Annotated in this window: 31 protein-coding genes; 2 read left to right on the forward strand and 29 right to left on the reverse strand. The window is 47.6% G+C overall.

The window, feature by feature from the left end; all coding sequences use genetic code 11:
• Window position 1: 1 nt before the first annotated feature.
• From C2U41_RS28000 to C2U41_RS28135, 29 genes are all read right to left on the reverse strand, one after another.
• Window positions 2–826 (reverse strand): hypothetical protein, encoded by an 825-nt coding sequence (locus tag C2U41_RS28000; RefSeq protein ID WP_007372328.1) that lies wholly within the window; start codon window positions 824–826, stop codon window positions 2–4.
• Window positions 826–1,125, reverse strand: coding sequence for a hypothetical protein (locus tag C2U41_RS28005; protein WP_016241553.1), 300 nt, complete (start codon window positions 1,123–1,125; stop codon window positions 826–828). The genes C2U41_RS28000 and C2U41_RS28005 overlap by 1 nt, the downstream gene beginning before the upstream one ends.
• Window positions 1,126–1,157: 32 nt before the next feature.
• Window positions 1,158–1,508: a hypothetical protein gene (locus C2U41_RS28010; RefSeq protein ID WP_007372327.1), complete on the reverse strand. Its 351-nt coding sequence runs from the start codon at window positions 1,506–1,508 to the stop codon at window positions 1,158–1,160.
• A 250-nt stretch (window positions 1,509–1,758) separates the two neighbouring features.
• Window positions 1,759–2,106 (reverse strand): hypothetical protein, encoded by a 348-nt coding sequence (locus tag C2U41_RS28015; RefSeq protein WP_008786575.1) that lies wholly within the window; start codon window positions 2,104–2,106, stop codon window positions 1,759–1,761.
• Between the two features lie 10 nt (window positions 2,107–2,116).
• Complete coding sequence (locus C2U41_RS28020) at window positions 2,117–2,491, reverse strand: hypothetical protein (protein ID WP_008786576.1); 375 nt, start codon at window positions 2,489–2,491, stop codon at window positions 2,117–2,119.
• Between the two features lie 23 nt (window positions 2,492–2,514).
• Window positions 2,515–4,950, reverse strand: a complete 2,436-nt coding sequence (locus C2U41_RS28025; RefSeq protein ID WP_007372324.1) for a phosphoadenosine phosphosulfate reductase domain-containing protein — start codon at window positions 4,948–4,950, stop codon at window positions 2,515–2,517.
• A gap of 89 nt (window positions 4,951–5,039) precedes the next feature.
• Window positions 5,040–5,405, reverse strand: coding sequence for a hypothetical protein (locus C2U41_RS28030; RefSeq protein WP_008786579.1), 366 nt, complete (start codon window positions 5,403–5,405; stop codon window positions 5,040–5,042).
• Window positions 5,406–5,531: 126 nt separating this feature from the next.
• Window positions 5,532–5,732 carry a hypothetical protein gene (locus C2U41_RS28035; protein ID WP_007372322.1) on the reverse strand — a complete coding sequence of 67 codons (201 nt, stop codon included), beginning with the start codon at window positions 5,730–5,732 and terminating at the stop codon, window positions 5,532–5,534.
• Between the two features lie 122 nt (window positions 5,733–5,854).
• Window positions 5,855–7,267, reverse strand: coding sequence for a replicative DNA helicase (gene dnaB, locus C2U41_RS28040; RefSeq protein WP_007372321.1), 1,413 nt, complete (start codon window positions 7,265–7,267; stop codon window positions 5,855–5,857).
• A gap of 14 nt (window positions 7,268–7,281) precedes the next feature.
• Entirely contained in the window at window positions 7,282–7,650 is a 369-nt protein-coding gene (locus C2U41_RS28045) for a hypothetical protein (protein WP_007372320.1), read from the reverse strand.
• On the reverse strand, window positions 7,647–8,156 hold the full coding sequence (locus C2U41_RS28050) for a hypothetical protein (RefSeq protein WP_223307977.1): 510 nt from the start codon (window positions 8,154–8,156) through the stop codon (window positions 7,647–7,649). The genes C2U41_RS28045 and C2U41_RS28050 overlap by 4 nt, the downstream gene beginning before the upstream one ends.
• Before the next feature lie 185 nt (window positions 8,157–8,341).
• Window positions 8,342–9,517: a ParB/RepB/Spo0J family partition protein gene (locus tag C2U41_RS28055; protein WP_007372318.1), complete on the reverse strand. Its 1,176-nt coding sequence runs from the start codon at window positions 9,515–9,517 to the stop codon at window positions 8,342–8,344.
• Between the two features lie 158 nt (window positions 9,518–9,675).
• Window positions 9,676–10,362 carry a hypothetical protein gene (locus tag C2U41_RS28060; protein WP_016241554.1) on the reverse strand — a complete coding sequence of 229 codons (687 nt, stop codon included), beginning with the start codon at window positions 10,360–10,362 and terminating at the stop codon, window positions 9,676–9,678.
• 20 nt (window positions 10,363–10,382) lie between these two features.
• Entirely contained in the window at window positions 10,383–11,132 is a 750-nt protein-coding gene (locus C2U41_RS28065; protein WP_104427109.1) for a hypothetical protein, read from the reverse strand.
• A 1-nt stretch (window position 11,133) separates the two neighbouring features.
• Window positions 11,134–11,451, reverse strand: a complete 318-nt coding sequence (locus C2U41_RS28070; RefSeq protein ID WP_007372316.1) for a hypothetical protein — start codon at window positions 11,449–11,451, stop codon at window positions 11,134–11,136.
• A 41-nt stretch (window positions 11,452–11,492) separates the two neighbouring features.
• Window positions 11,493–11,666 (reverse strand): hypothetical protein, encoded by a 174-nt coding sequence (locus C2U41_RS29575; RefSeq protein WP_009653096.1) that lies wholly within the window; start codon window positions 11,664–11,666, stop codon window positions 11,493–11,495.
• 426 nt (window positions 11,667–12,092) lie between these two features.
• On the reverse strand, window positions 12,093–13,724 hold the full coding sequence (locus C2U41_RS28080; RefSeq protein WP_224771500.1) for an AAA family ATPase: 1,632 nt from the start codon (window positions 13,722–13,724) through the stop codon (window positions 12,093–12,095).
• A gap of 40 nt (window positions 13,725–13,764) precedes the next feature.
• Window positions 13,765–14,250, reverse strand: a complete 486-nt coding sequence (locus C2U41_RS28085) for a hypothetical protein (RefSeq protein WP_172745723.1) — start codon at window positions 14,248–14,250, stop codon at window positions 13,765–13,767.
• A gap of 39 nt (window positions 14,251–14,289) precedes the next feature.
• Complete coding sequence (locus C2U41_RS28090; RefSeq protein WP_007372313.1) at window positions 14,290–15,294, reverse strand: ParB family protein; 1,005 nt, start codon at window positions 15,292–15,294, stop codon at window positions 14,290–14,292.
• On the reverse strand, window positions 15,291–16,544 hold the full coding sequence (locus C2U41_RS28095) for a ParA family protein (protein ID WP_007372312.1): 1,254 nt from the start codon (window positions 16,542–16,544) through the stop codon (window positions 15,291–15,293). Before C2U41_RS28095 ends, C2U41_RS28090 begins: the two co-directional genes overlap by 4 nt.
• A gap of 663 nt (window positions 16,545–17,207) precedes the next feature.
• Window positions 17,208–17,477 (reverse strand): hypothetical protein, encoded by a 270-nt coding sequence (locus C2U41_RS28100; RefSeq protein ID WP_104427110.1) that lies wholly within the window; start codon window positions 17,475–17,477, stop codon window positions 17,208–17,210.
• 46 nt (window positions 17,478–17,523) lie between these two features.
• Complete coding sequence (locus C2U41_RS28105; RefSeq protein WP_007372310.1) at window positions 17,524–18,045, reverse strand: hypothetical protein; 522 nt, start codon at window positions 18,043–18,045, stop codon at window positions 17,524–17,526.
• A gap of 455 nt (window positions 18,046–18,500) precedes the next feature.
• Window positions 18,501–18,752: a hypothetical protein gene (locus tag C2U41_RS28110; RefSeq protein WP_024196080.1), complete on the reverse strand. Its 252-nt coding sequence runs from the start codon at window positions 18,750–18,752 to the stop codon at window positions 18,501–18,503.
• 421 nt (window positions 18,753–19,173) lie between these two features.
• Window positions 19,174–20,016, reverse strand: a complete 843-nt coding sequence (locus tag C2U41_RS28115; RefSeq protein ID WP_007372307.1) for an HNH endonuclease signature motif containing protein — start codon at window positions 20,014–20,016, stop codon at window positions 19,174–19,176.
• Window positions 20,017–20,583: 567 nt separating this feature from the next.
• Window positions 20,584–20,748, reverse strand: coding sequence for a hypothetical protein (locus C2U41_RS29580; protein WP_007372306.1), 165 nt, complete (start codon window positions 20,746–20,748; stop codon window positions 20,584–20,586).
• A gap of 286 nt (window positions 20,749–21,034) precedes the next feature.
• Window positions 21,035–21,478 carry a hypothetical protein gene (locus C2U41_RS28120; RefSeq protein ID WP_007372305.1) on the reverse strand — a complete coding sequence of 148 codons (444 nt, stop codon included), beginning with the start codon at window positions 21,476–21,478 and terminating at the stop codon, window positions 21,035–21,037.
• Between the two features lie 59 nt (window positions 21,479–21,537).
• A complete protein-coding gene (locus C2U41_RS28125) occupies window positions 21,538–21,816 on the reverse strand; it encodes a hypothetical protein (RefSeq protein WP_007372304.1) in 279 nt (92 codons plus the stop codon).
• Complete coding sequence (locus C2U41_RS28130) at window positions 21,788–22,630, reverse strand: hypothetical protein (protein ID WP_007372303.1); 843 nt, start codon at window positions 22,628–22,630, stop codon at window positions 21,788–21,790. Before C2U41_RS28130 ends, C2U41_RS28125 begins: the two co-directional genes overlap by 29 nt.
• 41 nt (window positions 22,631–22,671) lie before the next feature.
• Window positions 22,672–22,989, reverse strand: coding sequence for a hypothetical protein (locus tag C2U41_RS28135; RefSeq protein ID WP_016241555.1), 318 nt, complete (start codon window positions 22,987–22,989; stop codon window positions 22,672–22,674).
• A 154-nt stretch (window positions 22,990–23,143) separates the two neighbouring features.
• Between C2U41_RS28135 and parS the strand changes: the two genes are divergently transcribed.
• Together parS and C2U41_RS28145 are read left to right on the forward strand one after the other, a co-directional pair.
• Window positions 23,144–23,584 (forward strand): type II RES/Xre toxin-antitoxin system antitoxin, encoded by a 441-nt coding sequence (parS, locus tag C2U41_RS28140; protein ID WP_007372301.1) that lies wholly within the window; start codon window positions 23,144–23,146, stop codon window positions 23,582–23,584.
• Window positions 23,581–24,039: an RES family NAD+ phosphorylase gene (locus tag C2U41_RS28145; protein WP_008786589.1), complete on the forward strand. Its 459-nt coding sequence runs from the start codon at window positions 23,581–23,583 to the stop codon at window positions 24,037–24,039. Before parS ends, C2U41_RS28145 begins: the two co-directional genes overlap by 4 nt.
• Window positions 24,040–24,061 lie beyond the last annotated feature (22 nt).

The following is a 24,061-nucleotide window of genomic DNA, read 5'->3' on the forward strand; positions in this document are numbered from 1 at the left end:
GTTATTTCTGATTTTGTTCCCGGTACTTCATTACGATATCCATTTCCTGTTGAGTTAATCCATTCTGAACTGCGGCCCGGCCTTGCCATATGTGAAAGAGCACCTCAAGAAAGACCCTTTCTTCTTCCTCTGATACTGAACCACTTGAATCAGGTGAGTAATCATCTTTCATAAAGCTATCGAACAGAACTCTTTCGCTGAGCCCCGCTATAGCAGGTTGTTCGCTGTGGGTCAGCCAACCGTGATGCCACGAAAACATGCAGTAGGCTGCTACATCACGTGGATCACCTTTTGAAAGGTGTCGGTGGAGCTCTTTGAGGCATTCATCCTTCCAGTCAGATTTTGCCCATTCAGCCCCACGACCATACTTCTCCTGGGCCCGGTAAAGCTTACCCGCCATCTCAGAGGCGAAGTTAACTACAAGCTGAGCTGTTGCATCGTGTAAACCAGCAGGGATCTTTACGAGGTGATTTGTGAGGCCACACTCATTGATAACTACCCGCAGACCACGCTTTATCTCTTCAACATCATCGGAACCAATTGCACCCTCACCAGATGCCGCGTGGAACGCGTAGGCCATTGCGTCCGTTATTTCTACCGATGAATCAGCCTTTTCGCCTGACGTACACGTTTCTTGAACCAGCTCGCCCTTCTGTTTGTTGTCCAGCAGACTAATCATGGTGTTTTTAAGTAACGTTGCTTTTTTGACGGCTTCCATATTGCCGTTCTGCAAAGCGGTCGTAATCTCAGTATCTATCTCGTTAATGCCTAGCTGAAGCTCTTCAGCACTGGCATAGAATATATTTACGATTTTTGTCTGGCGCATTAATTTTCCTTTTCAATAATTTTATGTCCAAGAGAATCAAGTATTGCAATAACTTGGTCTCTGGAATATGCAGGATAACTATGATCTGCAAAGCAACATGCAGGGGGTGGCAGTATGATTTTTTGTGGGCTTTTATTTCTTAGTTCCTTTAACTCCAATAATATGCTGAGTAATTGAGACGCTTTCTTTTCCATCGCATCAGCTCGGCTTGGGCTGATAAGTGCCCTCTGCGCATATAGCAGTTCAGTTGTAGTCTCAGTAATCATCGAGTCGAGTTTTGCAGGTGTCAGTTGCTCCATTTTTCCACCGGTTATTAATGCAAAAATTGAATTCAGACCGTCTCTTTTGAATAGACAACGTTTTTAGCGAGTTCGAATACAAAATCGCTTACGAAGGTAAAATCGCGCCATACCAGCACACCATCTACCTTATGCCGCAACTCAACCTGAGTGGATGTGTTGCTATACTTAGTGACCTTGATGTCCCAATCAATGAAACCACCAGCATTCTGAAGTTCAGTGACAGCGGCTAGGTTTTCCTGTTGCTTCAGGTTGTAGGCCTCGTCTGAGTCGTCGTTCTTCACAAGCTGGATTTTTTTGAATACCATGCGGAATCGGTCGGCCAGAACTTTGCCACGCATTTTTTCAACATCATTAAATACCTGCTCGACGTATGCACTCATGGTTTTCCTCGTGACTTTAATGATAGCAATTACAAAACCCGTATAGCCTGATTAGGCTCTGTATTTTTTAAAAATTAATCCGTGAGTAACATTATTAACTGCATTAAACCTACGACGAAATTTAAAAGAAGACAAAATGTGCTTGAATTTAAGAAATATTGAATTCGTTTAGTTTATCTGTTAAAAAAATACTGCTATTGAGCACCAAAAAAGGTGTCTTCTTACAGCGGAAACAAAAAACGCTAGAAAGTTACTTTTTCCTCATTGGAAGGCTTTTTAAAAGCGTTTCCATCGGGATGGCTTCGACGGATTGTTTCATTTTCTCTGGTTCTACTCCAAGAGATGCCAGCTGCCGGTACAGTACTTCCCGTTCTTGCAGGAGGCTTATCGCCAGCCGTGATATTGCAGCGGCGTTTTCCAGGGCGATTGCAAGGTTGTTTTCGGATGGAAAACTATCCCATGTATCCACTATGCCTTTTGCCAGGCACACGGTTCGCTTAAGCGGCTGAGGAACGTTTAATGGGTTAACGCCGGGTGGCATACCGGACAACTGCCTAATCAGTGCTCTTCCTTTCATTCCATCAGTTCTGTCTGCCATAGCAAGACCTCTATTCGTTGTACGTGGTCACTTCGGCTGAGTAGCAGTGCTGCTGATAACAGGCCTCTGTCTGACCAGACAAAGCGGTACGCAGCATTACGGTAGTTCCGGGTACGGGCGCGGATTTTGACCCGGGCGGAAAATCACTTAGCTCTACACTGATTCCGGCATGACCCGAAAACAGCACTGGGTTTTCACGCATTTTCATGCCGATATTCTGGTTACCATTTGCAATGCGATACATCACTTGTTCGATAGTAATCTGAACAGGTTCGTTGATCCGTAAAGGCCTGTTCCCGTTGCTGCCATTAGCCTGGCTGCACAGCAACAACATAGATGCTACTGTCGTAATAGCAACAGAGCCTAGTGAAAGCATGATTTTCATTATTTTCCCTTTATTCCAGGCAGTTAAGCCGCCTCACAAAATTCACTCTGACCAATGCTTGTTAAACCTGACAATTGCCACAGCCTGATTAACCGCATCATTATTTTGATATGGATCCGTAACGCGTCCGCGTTCTGAGTTGCCAGTTCCTGTATGTGTATCAGGCCAAGGCTCAACTCTTTATGGCTATTGAGTTCATAAAGCGCACGTCGATAAATATTGAACATCTCACGAGCCACCAGCGATTTAAGGACTTCCGGTACTGAAGCACAGTGCGCGAAAGCTCGGGCCCGCTCCTGTCTCCAGTAGCGGCGCAGCGCATTTGATGTATCAGGTTTGTTGCCCACGTCACTCATCACAAGACACCAGGCATTGGTCTGGTTGATCAGGACAGTTTCCAGGCTGTTTTTGCACAGCGTTTTCTCGTCCATAAGCTCGTTATGGCTTTCCTGGCGTAAGACGCGATGCAGCCAGAACCCAAATTCTGTCATGCGGGTCATGTGGTACTGGATGGTGAAAGCGAGGTTAGCCCACCATTTAAAACGAATGATCCGGGCCTCCAGCGTTCTTTTCAGAACATGCTGGTATTTCTCGGTCGAGAGGATGCGAAGGTCTTTTCGAGCTGTGATCCCTTCCATCGACTGGAATCCGGTCAGGCCGAGTCGATGGTAGGTTTGACCACGCTGCATCATTTTGTGATACAAGGCTGACTTACCTTTGCACAGAGATACCGTGCCGAAACGCAGGTAGAACTGCGCCGCGCTCCCAGCGGTGTACGCCCCGCTCTCAATAGCAGATTTAAGGCGTGGGTATTCCACCCATAACACAAAGCTTGCAGACTCTTCATCTACGGTAACTTCGTTATCTTCGCTGAAACTGACAACACGACGGTGGCCGTCTCTTGTCTTGATGACACGTGCGGCGCGTTCGTCATCTCCGCCGTCGAAATAGGTCATTTCCGCAACAGGATCAGCCAGCCCATCAAATAGTGAGTCATCGCCAAATTTCCCCACCTTCAGCCAGACTGCTTTAGGGATTGGGGACTGAGGGACTACAGGCATCGTCGGTTCATCAGTCAACAGATCCAGCTCGCCGTGGGCCCAGACGCGGTGGTAGATCTCCAGTGCCCTAAAAGGCTTGTCATTGAAATGATGGAAAGCCCACATGAAATCGACATGCACAACGGCTTCTTCGCTGACGATGCGGAACTGAGGCCGGGACATGCGACGGTTATGCGCATTGTCTTCCAGCAAGCCGTAAGCGAGTTTCTCGGCAACGTCATCGGCGCGTTGCTGCTCTACGTAGTCGGCGCTACAGCAGATGTGTAACAGACGTTCCAGGAATTTCGGCGAGTATACATCTGGCTGGATCTTAATATACCCACCTTCGTATACCGTGCGGCCCACTGGATGGCGGTCTTCCCAGGCATAACGGCGTTTGGCAATGAAACGCTGAAGCCGGTTCAGGATAGCCATATAGCCATATTTCTCCGGGTCGGCATTCAGCAGGTTTTCCATAGAGCGGTCGAGCCCTACAGCCTGGCAAAGGTAACAGCCAAATCGTGAACCACAGGCGCTTTTTGCTTTTTCAGAACCCGTCCAGACACATTCGCCCGTAGCCTCTTTGTAGAGCTCAGCAGTTTCATTATTGTTAGGCAGGTAACTGGGTAACGCAAAACGAGCCTCATCCCCGGACGATAGCAGGAATTCCCATACGTTCCCCTGATGCCAGTGACGGATCGGATAGAGCTCACCGCCCTCTTTTGTCTGTTTAACGTCTTCAGCGCTCCCGCCTTTTTTTTCGATGTTCATGGCACGGGTTGTGCTCTCTGCATCACGGGAACCCAGCAGCAGACAAACGCGCTGACGAACGGCTTTAGGCAGTCCTCGCATGTACTCGGCACGGGCCCGACGTGCAGGATCGACCTTCAAGTCGATCGAGCACTGTCTGGCGGAACTATTTGAAAATGTTGGCAATCCTCGCCCTGAAAGGATGCGGCCAGTCCACCCAGATGTCAGTCCAGGCTTACCAATTACAATGCTCAGCGGTAACTGGTGCTTTTCAACGAATGCCTCAAGTTCGGCGAGTTTTGTGTCTGCCAGCCAGCGGACGGCTGGATTCTCGATGCCCGTGTCGGTGTGGATCACATAGTGATGCTGGCTGATGTTTGTGCCATTGCGGGTAGCCCTTACCAGCGCCATCAGGAAGAGGTGCAGAACGCACTCAGAGTCCTTTCCTGATGAATACGCCAGGCTCATAGTCCAGCCGTCAGTAAGCGCTTTATAAATGGCGTTTGTGCCGGTGGTGATAAGATTGGCCATGCTCGTGCCAGTGCTGGCATCGACATAATTCAGGTCTTCGTCATTAGCCAGTGTTTGCCAAACCGTATCCCATTTATCCCCGGTAAGGATTGGGGCAAGGGTCGGTTCTGATGTGCCAAAGTCGATTACCTGTTGCATGGTTCACCTGTTTATTTATTCGTTTTGTATATTTATTTAAACACGGGCGTACCAGCTGACGAATAAGGCCAGCGGTATTATTTAATGATTTATTTAGTAATCGGGGATGGAAATAATTGATCAAGACAACTCATTGGTTTGCCAATGGCATTTGTGAGCTTTAGAATTTCTCCCGGCGTAACTGCCTTAAGCATTTCAGAGCGCCCTTCACGGATATATTCATCTACAGACATATTCCGCCATCCTGCTTTTGGTCGATTACTGCAACCTTGCCAGTTTGAATCAGCATTATCCCGACGAAGAACATATACATCGATAGAGCGAGTTAACCCTGCACCGAACGCAGCCTGAGCAGTAATTTTCACTTCAGATCCATCCTTGCGTTTAATGACCTGCGATATACGCGTGATTAACTCTTCAGGTGCGGATGCGTTGTTCTGAGTTTCATTTGTCATAAAACACCTCGTGAATATTGTCCGGTTTGTTTACTTATTAAATCACGAGGCATTCGGGTGACGAAGTGATGTTCAGAAAGATACTTTTCTTTGCTGGAGCAGGCTTAACCGTTGGTTGTCTGGATGCTACCATTCATAAGAAATGACGGTTAGCGTATCACTCACCTGTTCTTTGGTGATCTTTGGTTTTACCGGTTCGGGTAAAATTGTAATCGAAATTTGAATAGTTGCCGTTGCCTGTTGCTTTTTATCACCACTATTTCCCTCATCCTGTGCCAGTGCATTCCATGAAACAACGAATAATAAAGCTGAGAGTATCGTTTTCATTTTACACCTATATAAAAGATTGCTGTCCGTAGAACCATTATCTATCGGGCCAATCAGCTGGCGAAATTAAACAGTCGAAAACCTTTAATTAAATATCAGGATAAGGTCAGTAGCTTTTATGGTCAGTCGTCATCATGATACTCAGGGCCACCATAATTATCAAATCGAGACCATTGACCATTAAATGTGAGACGTACTGTCCCTATAGGCCCGTTGCGCTGTTTACCTATGATAATTTCGGCTATACCTTTCATATCGCTATTTTCGTGATAGACCTCATCACGGTAAATAAACATGATCAGGTCAGCATCCTGCTCAATGGAGCCTGACTCTCGCAAATCTGAGTTTACCGGACGTTTATCGGCACGTTGTTCAAGCGAGCGGTTTAGTTGCGATAAAGCGATTACCGGTACATTCAGCTCTTTTGCCAGTGCTTTCAGAGATCGGGAGATTTCAGCAATTTCCAGAGTTCTGTTGTCAGATAACGACGGTACACGCATCAACTGAAGGTAGTCGATCATAATGAGGCTAAGCCCACCGTGTTCGCGGGACAATCGACGCGCCCGGGAGCGAACGTCCATAGGTGTTAGGCCAGAGCTGTCATCAATGTAAATGTTCTTTTTTTCCAGCAGCAGTCCCATTGTGCCGGATAACCGGGCCCAGTCCTCGTCATCGAGCTGTCCGGTTCGGATGCTGGTCTGGTTGACGCGTGATAGCGATGCCAGTGAGCGCATCATGAGCTGTTCCGTAGGCATTTCCAGGCTGAAAATCATGACGGGCTTATCGTTTGTCAGCGATACATTCTCGCAGATGTTCATTGCAAACGTAGTTTTCCCCATTGAGGGTCTGGCAGCGATAATAATCAAATCCGAGGGCTGTAGACCGGCTGTCTTCTTGTTCACGTCCACGTAGCCGGTATCAACTCCAGTGACCCCGTCATGGGGACGCTGGAACAAGGCTTCAATCTTGGTAACGGTTCTGTCCAGAATGCTGCTGATATTTTCCGGCCCACCGCTTTTATTTCCCCTTTGCTCTGCAATCTGGAAAATCCGGCTTTCTGCAAGATCAAGCAATTCGTCACTTGTCCTACCTTCCGGGTTGTAACCGGCCTCGGTTATTTCGTTGGCAACTTTTATCATTTCCCTGATTACGGCACGTTCCCTGACGATCTGCGCGTAGGCAATTATATTTGCCGCACTGGGCGTATTTTTTGACAGTTCTGCCAGATAGGCGAAACCGCCGAGACTATCCAGCTTACCTTCTCCCTCGTTTTCGATGTGCTCAGCGAGGGTTATCAAATCAATCGGGAATTGATTCGCAACGAGCGATCTCATTGCAGAGAAAATTGAGCGATGCGGTCGAGAACTAAAATCCTGCTCACTAACGATTTCTGCCACATCATCCCATCTCTGGTTTTCAAGCATTAACCCGCCCAGCACGGACTGTTCCGCTTCTATCGATTGCGGAGGGGTTTTTAAGCTGTATTCAGCTGTTTGCTTTGTCTCACCTGTTTCGGTAAACGAGATGTCCGCCATAGTCATAAGTGGCCTCAGAGGTTCTGGAATAGCTTTTGTTTTTGTAATTGTCGTGCGCATTCCGATACCAACTCCGGGTAACTGGATGCTATTGCCTTTAGAATTGCTTCAGAGAGCTCATTCGCTTCATCAGAGCGGCCCACCAGCCTCAGCTCGGCTACTGTACCGGGGTCGCAGTTTGTCAGGTTGGCGCGGGCGTAATTGACTTTCAGCCGCGCCAGAAATTCCACCCCGGGCTTGCGCTTCACCGCGTGGACAGAAAGTGTTTTTCGGCAAAATCGACCAGCTGTACGGCGTTCGTGATGCTCCAGAGCTTTTGCTTCCAGCTCCTGCCCGGCGATAACGGTCACATAGAGGCTACTAATCAACGCCGATACATTCATGCAGCAATCCCCCGCTTATTAGCCAGCGCAACGGTATCCAGAAGTACGAAGTCATCAAGCAGGTTCAGTCCTGCGGGCGTCTTCTGATCACGCCATAGCGCATCCAGTACATCGGTGTCTGGCATTCCCGTTGGGATTAGGCTTAGAAGTTCGGATAACGTATCTACCTGTAGCATGTGGCAGATAGAAGCCAGCATTATTCCCTCTGACGCTTTATCCATAAGACCACCGATCAGAATCTGAATTTCCGGGGTCATAACAAAATGCTCATAATTGGATTTATTGAATCGGCACTGAATGAGTTTATAACCCTTGAACTCAGTAATTAACTCCTGAAGGAATACATGCAGCATATCTGGTTTTGTTTTTCTAATAGCCGCTACCTGCATTGCAATTTTTAAAATGCCATCATCAACTCTTTCGTGCGGGCATCCTGCGGAGGAATAAATACTTTTTGCCTTTTCGAGCCAATTTTGCAGCTCGATATAATTAGTCTGAATATTCAACGCGACCCCCATTGCTATCCAAAAAAGTCTATAACCCTGATATTTTAATGCGCTCCTGTCTATCATCGAAAAATTTAAGGCAGCAAAATGCGGCCATTTATATGTGCAAAAATATGAGCCGGTTTATCCGGCCCATCAGAATGAAAAGGAATTTTATGCAGGTCTGTTAAAGACCTGCTGGGAGGTTAGTACACCGGGTGCAGCTGAGTCTCTTCAGTTTCACCATTCTGCTGGTTAGCGCCATCGGTATCGGCATCAGTCGCATCGTCAGCACCGCCGTTGTTTTCAGCACTATCACCGTCGTTGTCACCATTAGCTTCAGCATCTTCTGCCTGTTTTGCTGATTCCAGTTCAGCCAGGGTAGCCATCAGAGTACGGGCCATTTCAGGAGTCAGGCGTAAGACGACTTCTTCCGGCACGGTTTCCGTAATTTCGATCTGATTTTCATGCTCACCTTCCGGCTGCGGCGGGATCTGGTCGCGCAGCTGGCTCAGGGTTGGCAACAGGCTGTCGAAGGTTTTACGGATAACTTTCGGTTTCAGGCCAGTCTTTTTCTTGGAACTCACGAATTTGGCAGTGACGCGGGTTTTCCCAGCTCCTTCTGCCTTTTTCAGGGATTCCATCAGGACTTCATACGGGTCGCGGTCAGTACCCTGACATTCGTTAATAACGTCAACGGCAACGTCACCAGATACCTTATCTTCTTTCACCAGCATCTTGATGCTGAAGTCAGCGTTTGCCAGCACGATACTGCGGCGAACGGTGACCAGAGAGACACCCAGACGCTGAGCAATCGACTCAATGGTGTGACCCCAGCCAATCAGGCGCTTGAAGCCTTCAGCGCGTTCCACCATCTTCAACTGAAGGGAGTTGGCGCTCTCGATCATGTTGTAGACTTCTTCGTCCTTGCCGCCTTCAAATTCCTCGACGGTGATTTTCTGGAAGCTCGCGCCCTCAGCAATCGCCATCATCAGGCCAGCAAAACGGTGGTGGCCATCAATGATTTTCAGGCGGGTTACGCCTTCCACTACTACTGGTTTAACGCGGATGACAGGCACTGACTGAGGACGTTCCAGATAAGCGTGTTTGAACATTACCGCACGGTCATAATTTACGTCGCGGAGGTTCAGTCCCTCTTCCACAAACAACCAGTACGGGCTCACCGCAAAGACGTTGTTACGCCCGATATCGGCTTCTTCGAACTGTTCCGTATTGCCGCTTTTACGCGCTTTGGTTACGAAATCGCTCAGTGCTCGGAGTGATGATGGCGCTTTGTCTAAGCTGCGCATCAGTACCGCAGCGCCTTCCAGATTTTCCAGGGTACGGCTTTGTTCGAAGATAGCTTTAACGTCGGTGTTCATGGTGTTTCTCCGCTTTAGTTATTGTGTCGCGAGGTTCGTTGCTTGCTGTAAATCCAGTTAAACACACACCAAACAGGTGACGAAGCGTATTTGGGGACAAAATGTCTCTTTTTTTTCGGGTACATAAAAAAGCCCTGTAATCCAGTGATTACAAGGCCTTAGCTCGTAATGATGACATCAAGATGGCGACGTTTTTCGATTTTGACCGCATTTTTCATCAAAATTGTCATCACTTCATTTAGTTTTGAACTCTCCCCTTCCTCATATGAACCCCAAGGTAGGAATGGAGTAGGACTATTGATATTGAATGCAACGCCCGTAGGGCATCGCCATGCAGTTGGCTTCTTTGAGTCAGGTTCCCATTTCACCAGGAGTATTGGCGCGTTACAGTCGATGTCATCGATGGCTGGTATAGCCTCATATAAAAACACTCCCGCATCATCCCCACTGAAGAAAGCTAGATGCTTATACGCGCTGGCAAAAGAGACTACGCCCGCGAAAAGGCCCACAACGATGAGGTTAAGGTTCGATGTTTTGTGACGGATACGTTTTTGCTTCAGGCGAACCATTGTCAGGGCTGACAAGAAGATAGCCACCAGCCCCCCGGCTCCTGCGAACCAAACGGAATTGATTTGCAGGAAGGAAATCAAATCACGATGCTCTCTCTGGTTTTCTTCAAGCATCAACGACACAAAAGTTGTTGTTACTGGCATTGATATCAGGAATATCGTGATCATCACTATTGCAAAAGTCTGTATGGAATAGCGGTCTCTATTTTCCTCTATAACAGAATTAAAGGATAACAGATAAACAAATGTAAATAATAAAATGGAAAGAAGGTACATTGGTTATGCCTTTTTTTGGGTTATCGCTGAATTCTTTTATTTAATTCTGTTCTGAAAAATGCATACAAGAACTGCCACCCATCACCATGAGCCGTTCTGAAATCTTTTTCAGGGAGTACCGGAAAACCAAATTTAAAATTATCTTTTCCAGTGTGGCGCTGGCAAAAGTGCGCAAGCTCATGTGCCACTACGCCTTTGATATGATCCAGTTGATTGATTGAATAAAATGCTCCGATGTCCTTACGCTGCTCTATATGTGCGTACTCATGGTAGCGATAGCGCGGTGTATCACTGTCAGGATAAATGGACGATGGTGAAATAGTGATTGAGCTCCTGCCGCCCCATGAATGTTTGGCACTCCAGTTGACCCGAACTTCAGGCGCAGGGCCGGTGAAACCATATGCCTGTCTATAGAGGTGCAGAAGATACCCTGAATACAGAAAAACAACTTTCTCCGCCGTCATAACGCGAGAAACGCCATAGCGAGCAACTGCCCTATCTCTGGCTGTCAGAACGGGGGTTTTTACCCGTGGGGAGAATAATTTTGTTGGGCTGAATAGCCAGACTTCTGAATCGTCATCAGGCATATCCAGTATCACCTGAATTTCTTCAGGCGACCCAACTCGTTGATGCCACCTTTCAAGATTATCGTCCACTTCATTCAGGTTGATTAAATCATCGGCATTCTCGTAGAATAACCAGATCAGCGTTCCTCGTGGGAGTGCTTTCTCAGCTGTAATATGTGAGAGGATAATTTGACGTGGTGTCATCTTATTCGCCACAGTTCCCGGATGCTTCTATCAGTTTTATTTTTGTTGCTTCTGCCGCCTGCATTTTTTGTTTCATCTTCTCAATGCTAGCGGTCACACGGCGGGCGCACCATTGATACGCTGCCTGACGTGATTCGAAAAACTCATAATCCGCGTGCAGGTAAACTGATGTGCCGTAGGAGACGGACATACGGTAACCCTTCGGCGTTTCATTGATGACTTCCCGTTCTTCTACACAGTTTTCAAACTCAGGGACATAATCCACGAATCGACGACGCAGAATGCAAAACAGCACCTTTATTTGGTTTTCATCAGTCATTTGTTATCCTCGTTATTCTTCTTATTTATCATCAACCTTTCTTAATTGTCGATGCTGAATACGGCGGAGCGGATTTCACGCTTGGCCTGCTGACGGGCGCGGTGTTTGCTTACACGAAGAGATCTATCGTATGCATTGTTTTTACGATAGCCACGCGAGCGGCACAGTGAACAAGTGCAGCCTTCTACTGAATAGAAAATCCCAAACGGTTTCATAAGTATCACCTTTAAGCTTGATAATAATGTTTATCATAGCTGGAGTTATTCAGGTGACGAATAGTTAAGGGGCGCGTTTTGCTTGGGTTTTTACACTATCGTTTATTGAGTCGATGAGGTCGGAAATAGAAAGGAGTTTTCTGCCAAAGAATAGTTTTCGTCTGGCTTCTATTTCGTAGCGGAAGGGTTCAATAATTTCATCTTCATGCATGATTACGAAACGATAGCCGTTATTAAGGAGTTTATGCAGCTTGTTTGTTTTTTTTCTTATGGGACTTAGCTTAAACATTGTTATCAACTTCTCATCATGATCACCTGAATTGTTATAACACAGTTATTTCCGACACGCTGCTGCTTTTGCTGAAGAACTCGGATTGCTTTGGGCTGGGCCAGCAGGTTGTATGCCGGGCGAACCCGGCATCGTTATCACAGGGCTTTTTCTTTTCTCTTTCGTTCTATCCCACGAAACATCGCGCATTTCCGCACAATATCCAGTGTCGGGATGCTACCACTCCCCTGCTCTTTCACGCTCATTCGCAACGTGAGCCGTAGCAACATCTTGATGTCACGTGGTGGAAGTTCTGGGTAAGTGTTTACAAGTGATCTGACCAGTTCATCAGGAATGTTCACGCCAAAGTTCTCACCCATAATCTTCCAGATCTTTTGGGCATCTGATTTCTCCGGCACATCATAGTGAATGATTGCAGCGCATCTTGGTATGATAGCCTCATCGATGTCACTACCCCGGTTGCTTGTCATGAACATCAACCCATCGAAATACTCCAGTGTACGGAGGAACTCCGCAACGATGGCATTTTGAGTCAGTGATGCTCCACGCTGCATGACAAACACATCGGCTTCGTCCAGAAGCAGGACACAGTTCCAGCGTTTAGCCCGGGTCAGAATCGTCCGCAGATTTTTCTCAATGTCATCGGCGTTGGTTCCCAGTGCGCCAGCATGAATTGAGTACAGGGGCCGTTCAATGACCTCTGCATACACTTCAGCAGTTAATGTCTTCCCAAGTCCGGGTGAGCCCACGCACATGATGATGTTACCCGCGCTTTTCCCTTCAACAATATCGCTGGTGAAAGCGCTGATATCCGTGGTCAGTATATCGAGTAAATCACGGTGGTCTTCCGGCAAAACCATCTTTTTTGGCAGTTCTTTATCATACTTGTATGGTTCTACGTTATTGGCATGTATCCAGATAAAGTCTTGCAGCGAGAGATCAAAATAACGCTGCACAGGAATTTCGGGTAAAAGGCCAAACTGGTCATCTTCAAAAAGAGGCGACTCCACTTCTGCACCGTAGGCATCGCACTCACTATCAGGCAAATCGTGTATCAGTTTATGCCCTGCTATTTCCAGATTCCGGTCGCTGTAGCTATACGATTCCATTCTGACAGCCCTGCCGGTTGCTTTAAACTGATTGCCAAATTGCCCGTCGACCACTTCCTTAAACCGCGTTAGTTGTTCCAGGTACTCTTGTTTCAGCTCATGCGTTTCATGGTAGATATCACGGTCGGCCAGTGTCTTAGCGACACTGCGCCGCGCCACCTCATTAGGCTCGAAATTCAGGGCGGTAAGCTGGGTTCCGTAAACCTTTTTGGAGTGCGAATATTCGCCGAACCCATACCAGCTGATTTGTAACAATAGTGATGGGGGACGGTCAGAGTTTTTTTCTGATTTTACTTCTTTTATTGCTGTAACAAGACCGGGGTACAGGTTGCCGTCATGACCGCGTCGGTATATCCAGCCATCAATTCGATTTGACTTCAGATACTGTAGTAACACACGACCGAATGCCGGAAAACTGCTCACAGGCTTATCGAAATCACCTTCCAGTGCAGTGATGATCGATTCAAGAGCTCGTCGATTTTTTGACTCTCCATCACCACGACATGCCTGTAAAAGTTCATTCAGATCATCCCGAGATAAACATAGCGGATCGACGGCAATCTCATCGTCAGAACTACGGTGGCTATAACGATTACGTAAAGCCTCAAATGTTGGGCTTGTGGTAGCTTTTAGTGTTTCTGTTTTTATCGTGAGTGCCATAGCCGTCCTCGTCAGTAATTTACTTTGATATGCCTTAAGTTCACATGGAAGGGGCAACTTCGAACGCATTAGGAACTCTGATCCGCGAGCCTATTTCCAGTTTAATGGTTGCCTTTACGTATTCACCCTCCTTCAGATAGGTGATGTCTTGGTTATGAAATGTTGACTTTTCATGTGTAGCCCACCATTCCATAGAGCTTGGGATTTTTAACGTTAGCCCAAGATGTTCAGTGAGATAGCATACTCCCATGTTTGAGTAGGTCTTAACGGGGTTCGGGTAGAATTGAAAGTTACCCTCTACGAGACAATCAGTACGAGGATCGATGAACGAAAGGAAAACGCTAAAAGTACCCTGACGTTTTAGCTCGGCGTAAGCCTCAAGAATCGTGAAACGCTTTAATGCGTCATTTGAAAACAGGGTTACAATTTTTTCCGAAAGCATAGCCACCTCATGAGCTGTTTTTTTCCTATTATCAACCGGTGTCTCCTCCTGACGAATAGGTTTGCGGCCAAAAAAAAACTGCACCAGGAGGTGCAGTTTCGATAATCAAGCAATGGCGAATTGTTATTTTTCGCTACTCAGTTTATCCGTAATAAATGCTTCAATTTCTGCCATGAGCTCGGTACTCATTCGGTTAAATTCAAAGCGAACTTTACGGCCCGATGCATTTTTGCTGATACGGGCGTATTTGTCCTTATTAGCAAAATTAGCCAGATCACGGGTTTCCCAACTTTTTGCAGGTGGCTTTTGATCGAGTAATTCAACCGCCTTTGTGATCTGCGCCATGACAATTTTCTGCGCTTCCGGGATGTCACTGATGTCCAGATTAGCAATTTCTTCTTTCACCCTATCAACTACATCTGCAAGAATGAAAAGGTTGCTCTCTACGTATTTCTGAAGTTTGGACAACCGGCTGTAGAAGGAGTTTGGTATACCTTCATAATCCGGGAACAGAGCTATCAACGAACCGTCAATACGCGCCGCCTGAATACGTTTAAAGACTGACACATGGCTTATGCCAAGAAAGAGGGCAAGCTCTTCATTTTTGGTGAATCCTTTTTCCTGCATTAGTTCCAGATACTGAAGCCCAACCTCTCGGTATGAGAATCGGCGTGATGTTTGTGCAGCGGTAATAATCGCCTTGATGTCCTCAGCTGATAGATCATCTGGTAGCACCCATAAAGGCAGATCTTTTTGAGCCGCAATACAGCAAAAACGTCTGCGGCTACCTTCAATAAGCAGGTACACGCCATCACGTTTAACGGCAACACCTTCAGTATCAACACCCCTTGACTCAATTTGTTGCAGGATATCTCGTACTGCGTTTGTGGTAAGCGCTTCCTGATTTCGCGGGTTCATTGGGTGAACGGCGGTCTCAGTAGCGACATTTTCAGCTGCTACAGTGACGTGCTCAGCTTCAAGTTTTCGCCCGTTATGAAGGGTAAAGAGTTTCTTAATGCGAGGGGGACTCTTAAGGTTAGCTAACCCGGAACGGTGGCCTACATCGGTTCGCTTTGGCGTATTTAGATAACGCGATTTATCGTTTCCGATATGCTGTTCATCACTCATGCGTTAACTCCTTCCTTCGCTGAAAAACTCTTTATCTCATTAATAAACTGTTGATATACGGACATTACGGATTCTTCGGCAATATCCAGCTGCTTTGGTGAACATAACTCTTCAGATTTCTTAATATCGAGAACCGACCTACCCCGTGACGCAGCTGCTTTGAATGCTTCAGAGTTTTTGATATTGGTTGCCATAAACAGGTCTTGAACGGTTCGAATTAACTTATCGAGGACTATTTTTTCGTATGGGCTTTTATCATCGACGTTAACGGCCAGTACTTTAAACCATTTAATATTTTCACCTTTATTGGGAGACTGACGGAATCGCTCACTGATCGTCAGCATAAAATCAGTTGTGGATGCATAGTCGTATTCTCGCGGAGAAACTGCGACAAGAATACCGTCAGCGGCCTCATCAGCGGCCCAGATAATTGGCGAGTCTTCTGGAGGGGTATCGAAGATAATAAGGTCATACTTAGCTTTCAGGACTGGCATTATCACTTCTTTGAATCGTAGCAACAACTGAGTGCGCTCTTCTTTACTGCACTGCCAGTATTTATCTTTGAATCTCGCATCGGTTGGGAACGCAGTAATTACATCAAGATTTGGCAGATGGGTTGAGAACGGCATATTCTCAATGATTTCAGCCTCAGAGTAACCCATGTCGAGGTATTTTTTATATTCAGAACCTTCTTCATACACGCCCAGGATTGCGTCGATTGCAGTCAGGAATACGTCGTCTTCAGATACGCTTTGAATCATACCGCTACCAATAGAGCCTTGCGGATCCCATTCAATTACTAAAACTCTGGCATTCAACTGGAGATCAAGTGCTGCTGCTACAGCCAGAGCCACTGAGGTCGTGCTTTTTCCTGTCCCACCTTTATGATTCTGAACAATGATTGTTCGGCTCTGGTAGTAATCTCTATAGCGCGGATAACCCAGGGCATCCATAATATTCTGGACATCCCAGCGGGTATAAAGGTGGTTTTTGTTCTGATAAATAGGTTGACCCACCAGCCTTTTTTCTTCGAGATCAGCGAGAATTTTATTGAAGGTAACTCGAGATTTTCCAAAGAAGTCGGAGAGATTTTTTTTATTCAGGCAGTGGTTATAGATAAGGCGATCTACCCCCTCCACACTGTCATCTGATACAGATACCCGGGAAGAAGCCAGTAACGATTCTTTCAATGAAATTTGTTCGGACTTCATGCGTTGCCCGACAAGGGCAATTTTATCTATTAGATTCATTCTCGTCATACCCTCAAACCTGAATTATGAATTTAAACGCATATGCGTATACTTTACGTATAATGCGTAAAATGACGCTCTATGCGTATAATTGTAACGGCAATCAGATTGAGACGCTAACATTCTATTTTGTTTTTTCTTCATTTTGCGATCTCGAAATGCAGTTCAATGACACATCATCTTTCTCTTCTGGCGATTAAGGGGGTTAAGTAATCCACGGGGCGGGCAGAACCCGGAGAGACTGACTGGCGATTAAGGGGGTTAAGTAACCCACGGGTCGGGCAGAACCCGGAGATGCTGGCTGGCGATTAAGGGGGTTAAGTGACCCACGGTACGGGCAGAAACCGGAGAGGCTGGCTGGCGATTAAGGGGGTTAAGTGACCCACTGTACGGGCAGAAACCGGAGAGGCTGGCTGGCGATTAAGGGGGTTAAGTGACCCACGGTACGGGCAGAACCCGGAGAGGCTGACTGGCGATTAAGGGTGTTAAGTAATCCACGGGTCGGGCAGAACCCGGAGATGCTGGCTGGCGATTAAGGGGGTTAAGTGACTTAGCGCTGGAGGATACGCCCTGCAACTATTGGTAAATGAATGACAAGGTTTCCCGTAAGACCCATCAAATAAAAAAGCCTCTGAAGTAGAGGCTCTTGGGTATTCGATATAGTTAGGCTAATTCGTCCGGGTCGTTGATGGCACTAACGAAGAACTCCGTGCGGTAATCATTCCCCCATCCCAACCAGACAGAAGGTGAACCCTCCTTTGCCAACGAACGGTCACCCGTCATGCTGTCCGCTTGGACAGGAACTGTCACGCATTCTTTAATAGTATCGGCCTCGGCAACCAGTCCAGTACTCTGGGTTTTAAATCCGGCAATTACGACAACAGCATCAGGGTCGTGTAGCTGAAGCTGGGCGATAAGCTCTTTAACTTTCATAGTGATCCTCTGCGCTAGAATTATCCAATTCTACCACGCTTGATGGTCAGGCGTATAAGTGCTTACTGTACAGCTCGAAAGCTTCATCATGTTCCAAATCGTCCAGGATAACGATATCAGGGCCATGTTCTTTTTTGATTTGTGCGATGTATGAAGCGTATTGAGCCTGGCTTTTGTAGCCCACTGTCCAAAGTCTACCTTCGCGTAAGACGCAGATTTTCTTGCGGTAAACCTTCTTGAAACTTGATTTAGTTTTCCGGTTACGCTCCTCGTCACTGACAAGCTGGTCGATTACTTCAATCAGGTTTGAGTCTATGAGAAATGGCTTGCCATTGTGTTCGCCAAGGCAGATTGGCAGAAGACCCTTCGCATATGATTCGGCCTGGCGGAACAGCTCTTTTTTTCCTGGTTCGAACAGTACGCGAGTTTCGCCACCATGCCCATCATTATCAGCTGTACCTATGCTCAGCCCGTCGAAGAGGACAGTAGCGTTAAAGCAGACTGTTTCCTGGCTCATGCCAGTATAGATTTTGAGGCCTTTCAATTTGATTCTTGTCTGAGTGTTCATTGTGTGTTCCCCGCTTTCTAATTGTGATTCTATTTTCAATCACCTTGAGCAGGTGACGAAGTGATACGGAGAAATAATTGTTGGGTCGCCTGATAGCCGGGCTGGTGGCAGCCGCAACCCTTAGTCAGTACTTCGGGATCGTAGTTCCGAAAAGCCACAACAGTCTCCACAGCGTTTTGGGGGTGTTAACCCCCATACGCTTTGAGACTTTGCCCTAGCGGGCCGCGAATTCGCCTAATCGCCCCGTGAGGGCTCTATTCGAATTTACATGCCGTGCCTGCTTCGCTTGAGAGCGAAGCTTTTGGACGGCGATTGCCCGCGTGGCGGGCAGACATTTTTACGTGCGCATTGCGCACGATTTTCTTCGGTTACATTACAGGGCTGGCTGGGGATTGGCTTATTGCAATATTCTACAACGAAGCTGGGAACGGCTGGCTGGAACGCGAAGATTTAAATCATACTCTATATCGACTGATATCAACGACGGTATCAGCGGGGTCTGTTGCCAGCTTACAGGTCACTTGACCTTCCTGATCCAGCATCAGTGTCGCGGTTAACGGTTCATTTTGAGCATCGATTACAGTGACATTCACGCGTAACCGTGTTGGAAGCATCATCAGAATTCGCGTAGGGCTCTCTGATAATGACACGTTTCTGGCTTGCAGAACCGCTAAAACACTCTTCATTAACTCTGCTTGGTCGATCATATAGTCACATGCCACTGGATGTATTGGGATGAAATCGTGCCTACCGCAGGGCTACACGAAAGATATAAATCAGTATGACATGCGGGCCGGACTCAAACCATCAATTACTGGAACCAGTCCGAAGATAGCGCTCTGGTTTTTATGCTGTTGAATTTACATAGTTGTTATTTAGTGAATTATTCGTACCTTATCATTCACTGATATCACTTAAATTCAAAGTGAACAGGAGAGGATTGGATTAAAAGTCCATAAAATGTGAATTAAAAGTGCGCTAGGAAATGCGATAAACTGATTGATTTGTTTTGATATGGTTTTTATGTGAATTATCGGTGAGTTACTTGTGTGCTACTTATCTCCATGCTGCTATGCCTTTCCAATAAATAGATTGGATAGGGCAGGGAGATGGAAGAGGGGAGAGGGCTTACTCCGCAGGTGATTTCACTTTAAATTCAAGCCATCTTGCCCCGAGCCTGTTTTTATCCAGATTGTAGAACAACGGTTTTATACAGACCCCTTCATACTCAGGGAACTCTATACCGCTGGCGAAGTGAATCTGTAGTGTATCAGGATCAATACCCATCATGTTTGTGTCAAACAGCCTGTGGAATGTTGGTGATAGCAAAATGCCGTTACTGGCGTTATAGCAGCCTGCTACGGATGTTGGTTCAATATGTGCTGCCTCCAGCACACCGTTGAGGTGTTTGCCCGATACCGCGCACAGGCTTCCGAAATTCTTATCCACCAACTCACGGAACTGAGACTGGACATGCACATCGCGAACGCTAACCTCTCGGCGGAAGCTCGGGGAGCGCATACGGATATCTGCATGGGGGAGGTGACCGCGTGGTAATGGCAATACAGCCGGTTGCTCATCCATTACTGGATTCTGCTCCTCGCAGTAGGTGTCCACGGACTCAATCAAACGGGATGTGTCATTACCAAATCGGCGAGTGAACCAGAGCCTGAAGTGAGCCAACCGTGATGCCGGAATTTTGTTACGTGCGTACTCCTGAGCATTCTCCTTTTCGATTTCAGTATTTAGTAAAGCCAGACGGGCCTGAGAAGCACGAATTTCTTCCTGGACTCTGAGATATCCTGCCAGTAGACAAACTTTGGATTCCTGATGTTCAGGCCGTCGCGGATAACCAGATCCTGTTTCAACCACGCCAAAGGCTTTGTACCGGAACATTCGGGGAAAAAGCGTTAATGCCACCCGGTTGTTACGACGAACGAGGGAACGAATCAGATTGGTTATCTTCCTCATGTTCTGAATAGTGCGGGGAGAAAAGAACGCGGCGTATTACCTCTGCTCTATCTATTCCCGACATTATCCCTCTGCGAATGACACCACGGAGGTGAGCATTATGTCTTGCCCCGCTTACTAGGCCGAACTCACGGGACAAACTGACATACTCTTTCAGGAGGTGATGCTTAGGGTCGGTAAACGCCTCTGGAGGAATCACCTGATATGCAACTGACGAAAGTATACGGAAAGTCAGTTCAGATGCTGTCCAGCCCTCACGCCGAAGCCGAATAATTGTTATAACGAGATCATCGATACCAGGCATATCCGGTTCGATATATAGGGACATCAGAGTGTCGTTCATTCCGGGAGGAAGGCTAGCAGAGTGTGACGGGTTGCTCATAGGGTAAGGTACTGATCGGACGTAGAAGAAGCGCTTATGTTACGGAATTCGCTCTGGTGGGTTTTAGCTCCAGTGGCGAACGCTGGAACTACGGGTAAAAAAATCCCCGGTTTACCGGGGAAGTTAACAACTACCTCCAGAAGGGTTGGAGGCAAAGCCGGTTGGGCGACCGGCCACAGGGAATGCTACGGCTTAATGCCGAGTACTACACCGCCATAGACCAGGTACATCACGATGGCGAACAGCATGAAGAAATGGGTTACCGGGTGCGCCAGCGCGGCTGCTGCCGCATTGCTTGCGCTGAGCTTCAGTGAGCCAAAAGAGTGATTACGAACAGCTTGTGCTTTCATGGGTCGCTCCTGATAACGGGTTACATGTTGTGGCTTCTGTATCCAGTATCTGGTGAGTGACTCAGGTGACGAAGAAAACCAGGGCATAAAAAGCCCTGTATTTTCAGAAAGATAATATCGGTTTCGTTTTGTGTTGTGCTTGCTATTCCGGGCATAAAAAAACCGCCTGGTGAACCAGACGGCTTTGGGATAAACAGGCTTTACACAGACAGGTCAGTGGATCATTTAAGTCACTTAACCCCCTTAATCGCCAGTGTATTGCCACCAGCAGTACGTGGTCTAACGCTTAAATATCGTAGCGACCTTCTTTGATTTGCTGGAGCTGTTCAGCCAGCACCTTCGCCAGTGGTTCGGCTTCTTCTTCATCATCAAGATTGTCGATGAGCGTCAGATTCGACTCACCCGCACGGCGGGCATAAACCCCATACGCTCGCTGGCCGGAGATATCGGTGACCGAAGTCTGAGAGTGATCGCAGATGATATTGCCGTGACGGTCTACCGGCCCGAAGCTGATGGCTTCATAATCCGCATCGTGGCCCAATGGTAAATCGCGCAAAACAAACAGGCGTAATGGGAGAACGTCGTACTCAGCACCACATTTTGCTGCCACATCCAGATCGTTAATTTCACGGAGAAAATCTTTCGCTACCACCGAGTCAGAATGCATCCGGTAAATGGTCGATGCGGCCCAGATTGCACCAGCATAAAATTGTGATTCTTCTTTTGTCATTTAGCACCTGCTCTTATTGTCATGGGTATGCCGGTCGAACGGTATCCCCGTGCAGACCGTCAGTAAACGGTTATTTCCTTTGCGCAGCAGTCGCATTGGTATTCGTTGATACCACCAGTTGCGACCCAGTTTATTGCGCCGCAGCGGCAACTCAACAGCTGGCGCATACCAGGAGCAAGTGCCCGCTCTGAAAACGACTCAACCGGGACTTCGCCCGGGTAGTAGTAACCTTTTATCAGCTTGCTGCGTGAATGCCCGTCAGTGTCGGTGTAATGCAGATACACCTTCCGGGTATAAATCATACCCGAGTCAGTGCCGAACTGCGTTTTCAGAAGCATACATATCCTCCAGACGCTGAATACATTGTTGTGCGGCCTTATCAAGTAGTTCAGCCGTGGGTTCATCATAGATGCCACGTACCAGCAGACCAAATATTTCCGGGTCTACAGACAAATCGTACATGCATACGCGAACGCCAAGCGCTGTACGTAGCGCATAGACATGGCGGTTAGGCTTTCCGCCGATACCGGTGACTGACGCGACATTTTCAAAATTACCAGGGTTAACCAGGTTAATCACGGGGCACGATATACACTCAGGGATCCGCTTCAGAGCCACAGCATCCAGATACAGGCTGTGGCCCACTTTCAGGTTTTTTGGCAACGCTTGCAACGGCATGGCTTCGAGGGCCAGATTTTCTTCAAGATGCAGGTTATCCGGCAAAGTGGTAATACGGGTGTTTGACAGCATCATACTGCCAGCTACTTTCAGCGTATCCGGCAGATAGGCGATATCAGTACACATGATGTCCAGAACGCGGCCCACCGTCAGATTTTCCGGCAGATACTTAAGACGTGAAGAATTCGCCATGAGCGTACCGGTAATGGTCAGGTTGTCAGGGAGAGATTCCAGCTCAGAGTAGCTGATAAACAGATTGCGGGCCACCAGCCCGGCAGGGATGCTATGAATGCCCGACAGAATGGTCAGGGTGTTCGTCACGGTCAGATTCGCGGGAATATAGTCGCAGGGAATTGCCGGATCTTCTGGCTCAAGCGTAAACCCGACACGAAGATCGCCTTCAACGATGATTCGTCCGTCCTGAAGGGTAAAGGCCACACCATTCGCTGCCAGTTTATCAATGAAGTCTGTCATATCGGTTTCCTTTTAATGGCCCGACGAGCCGGGCCGGAGGTTCAGAGTTTGCTGACAAAGTTCTGCTGCGTGAACAGGTACATATCGTCCTGCTCATTGAACATGCACAGATTTTCGAGGATGCGCTTTTCAATCCAGACGACCGGCTTTTCACGCATATCCTTCGCGAGCGAAAAGGTGTTTCGCAGCCGGGTAATGCGGTGCTGATCATTGATTGCCTGGTGAATTGCGGCCTTTGACGCTGCCGCCTGCTTTTTTACGTTGTTGCGGGCACACCATAATTCGCCACTAGCGGCTGATGCCCGCGCTGCTGGCTGACGTGAGGAGTCCAGTTGGTCATAACGTAAGAGATTCGGCATGATGCCCCCTGTCATAGTTTTGTCGTTATTGACCTATTATCTGGCAGGTGGGGCTGGTGACGAAGGGCGCTGAGGTTGTCTGATGGTTAAAAGATTGCCGTTAGTGTTCCATATGGTATAATTGAATTACCAAATGGGAGGGCTAGTTATGACGATGAAAGTTTTTTCTCCAGACGTTACCAAAACGAATCAGCACTGCTTATGGCAGGTTGCTGGGCTGGATAATGACGGTATCGCGCTGATGGATAAAATCAATCACGGTCTCGATGGCACAGTAGCTAAGCACATTTCTGAATGGGCTAACATCACGCCGTCTGAGCTGCGCAAAATGTCGGGTATACCTAATACGACGTTTAATCGTAGCATCAAAGACCGTTTCACTGCCGATCAGAGCGAACGTCTGGTGCGCATTATCCGCGTAATTGAACGCGCTGTAGAGCTGTTTGAAGGTGACAAAGAAGCGGCGCACAAATGGCTGAACGAAGCGAACCGTGGTCTGAGCTGGAAATCACCGGCAGAGCTTGTTTCTTCTGAGACAGGTGCGCTTGAAGTGATGCGCCTGATTACGCGTATTGAGCACGGGGTATACTCGTGATCCTTTACCGACTGACCAAGACCCGTTATCTGATGACTGCGTGGTCTGGTCTGGGTGCGAAAGAAACGGGGGGCCGCTGGAACAGCGTAGGCACTGCAATGGTCTACCTGTCTGAAACGGCCAGCCTTACCATGCTTGAAACGCTGGTACACATTCACGCGCCGCAGTTACTGGACGACTTTACACTGCTGAGTCTTGATGTACCGGATGATCAGATCCAGACCTTCGACATGAGCCGTCTCCCTGATAACTGGGCGAGTGAGGATGCTCCTGCTGAGCTGGCGCTCTACGGTGATAACTGGGCTGAAAGCGGTTCTTCTATCGCGCTGCGTATTCCAAGTGCGTTGTCTCCGGTTGAATTTAACTACTTGCTGAATCCGGCACACCCTGAACTCTTTGACCTGATGGCTACGGTTAAGAAAATTCCGTTCCGGTTTGATTCCCGCCTGAAATAACACACAGGCAACTCCCCGGCAT

Origin of the sequence: Citrobacter freundii complex sp. CFNIH4, from assembly GCF_002934505.1 — a bacterium.
GTDB classification, from domain to species: domain Bacteria; phylum Pseudomonadota; class Gammaproteobacteria; order Enterobacterales; family Enterobacteriaceae; genus Citrobacter; species Citrobacter freundii.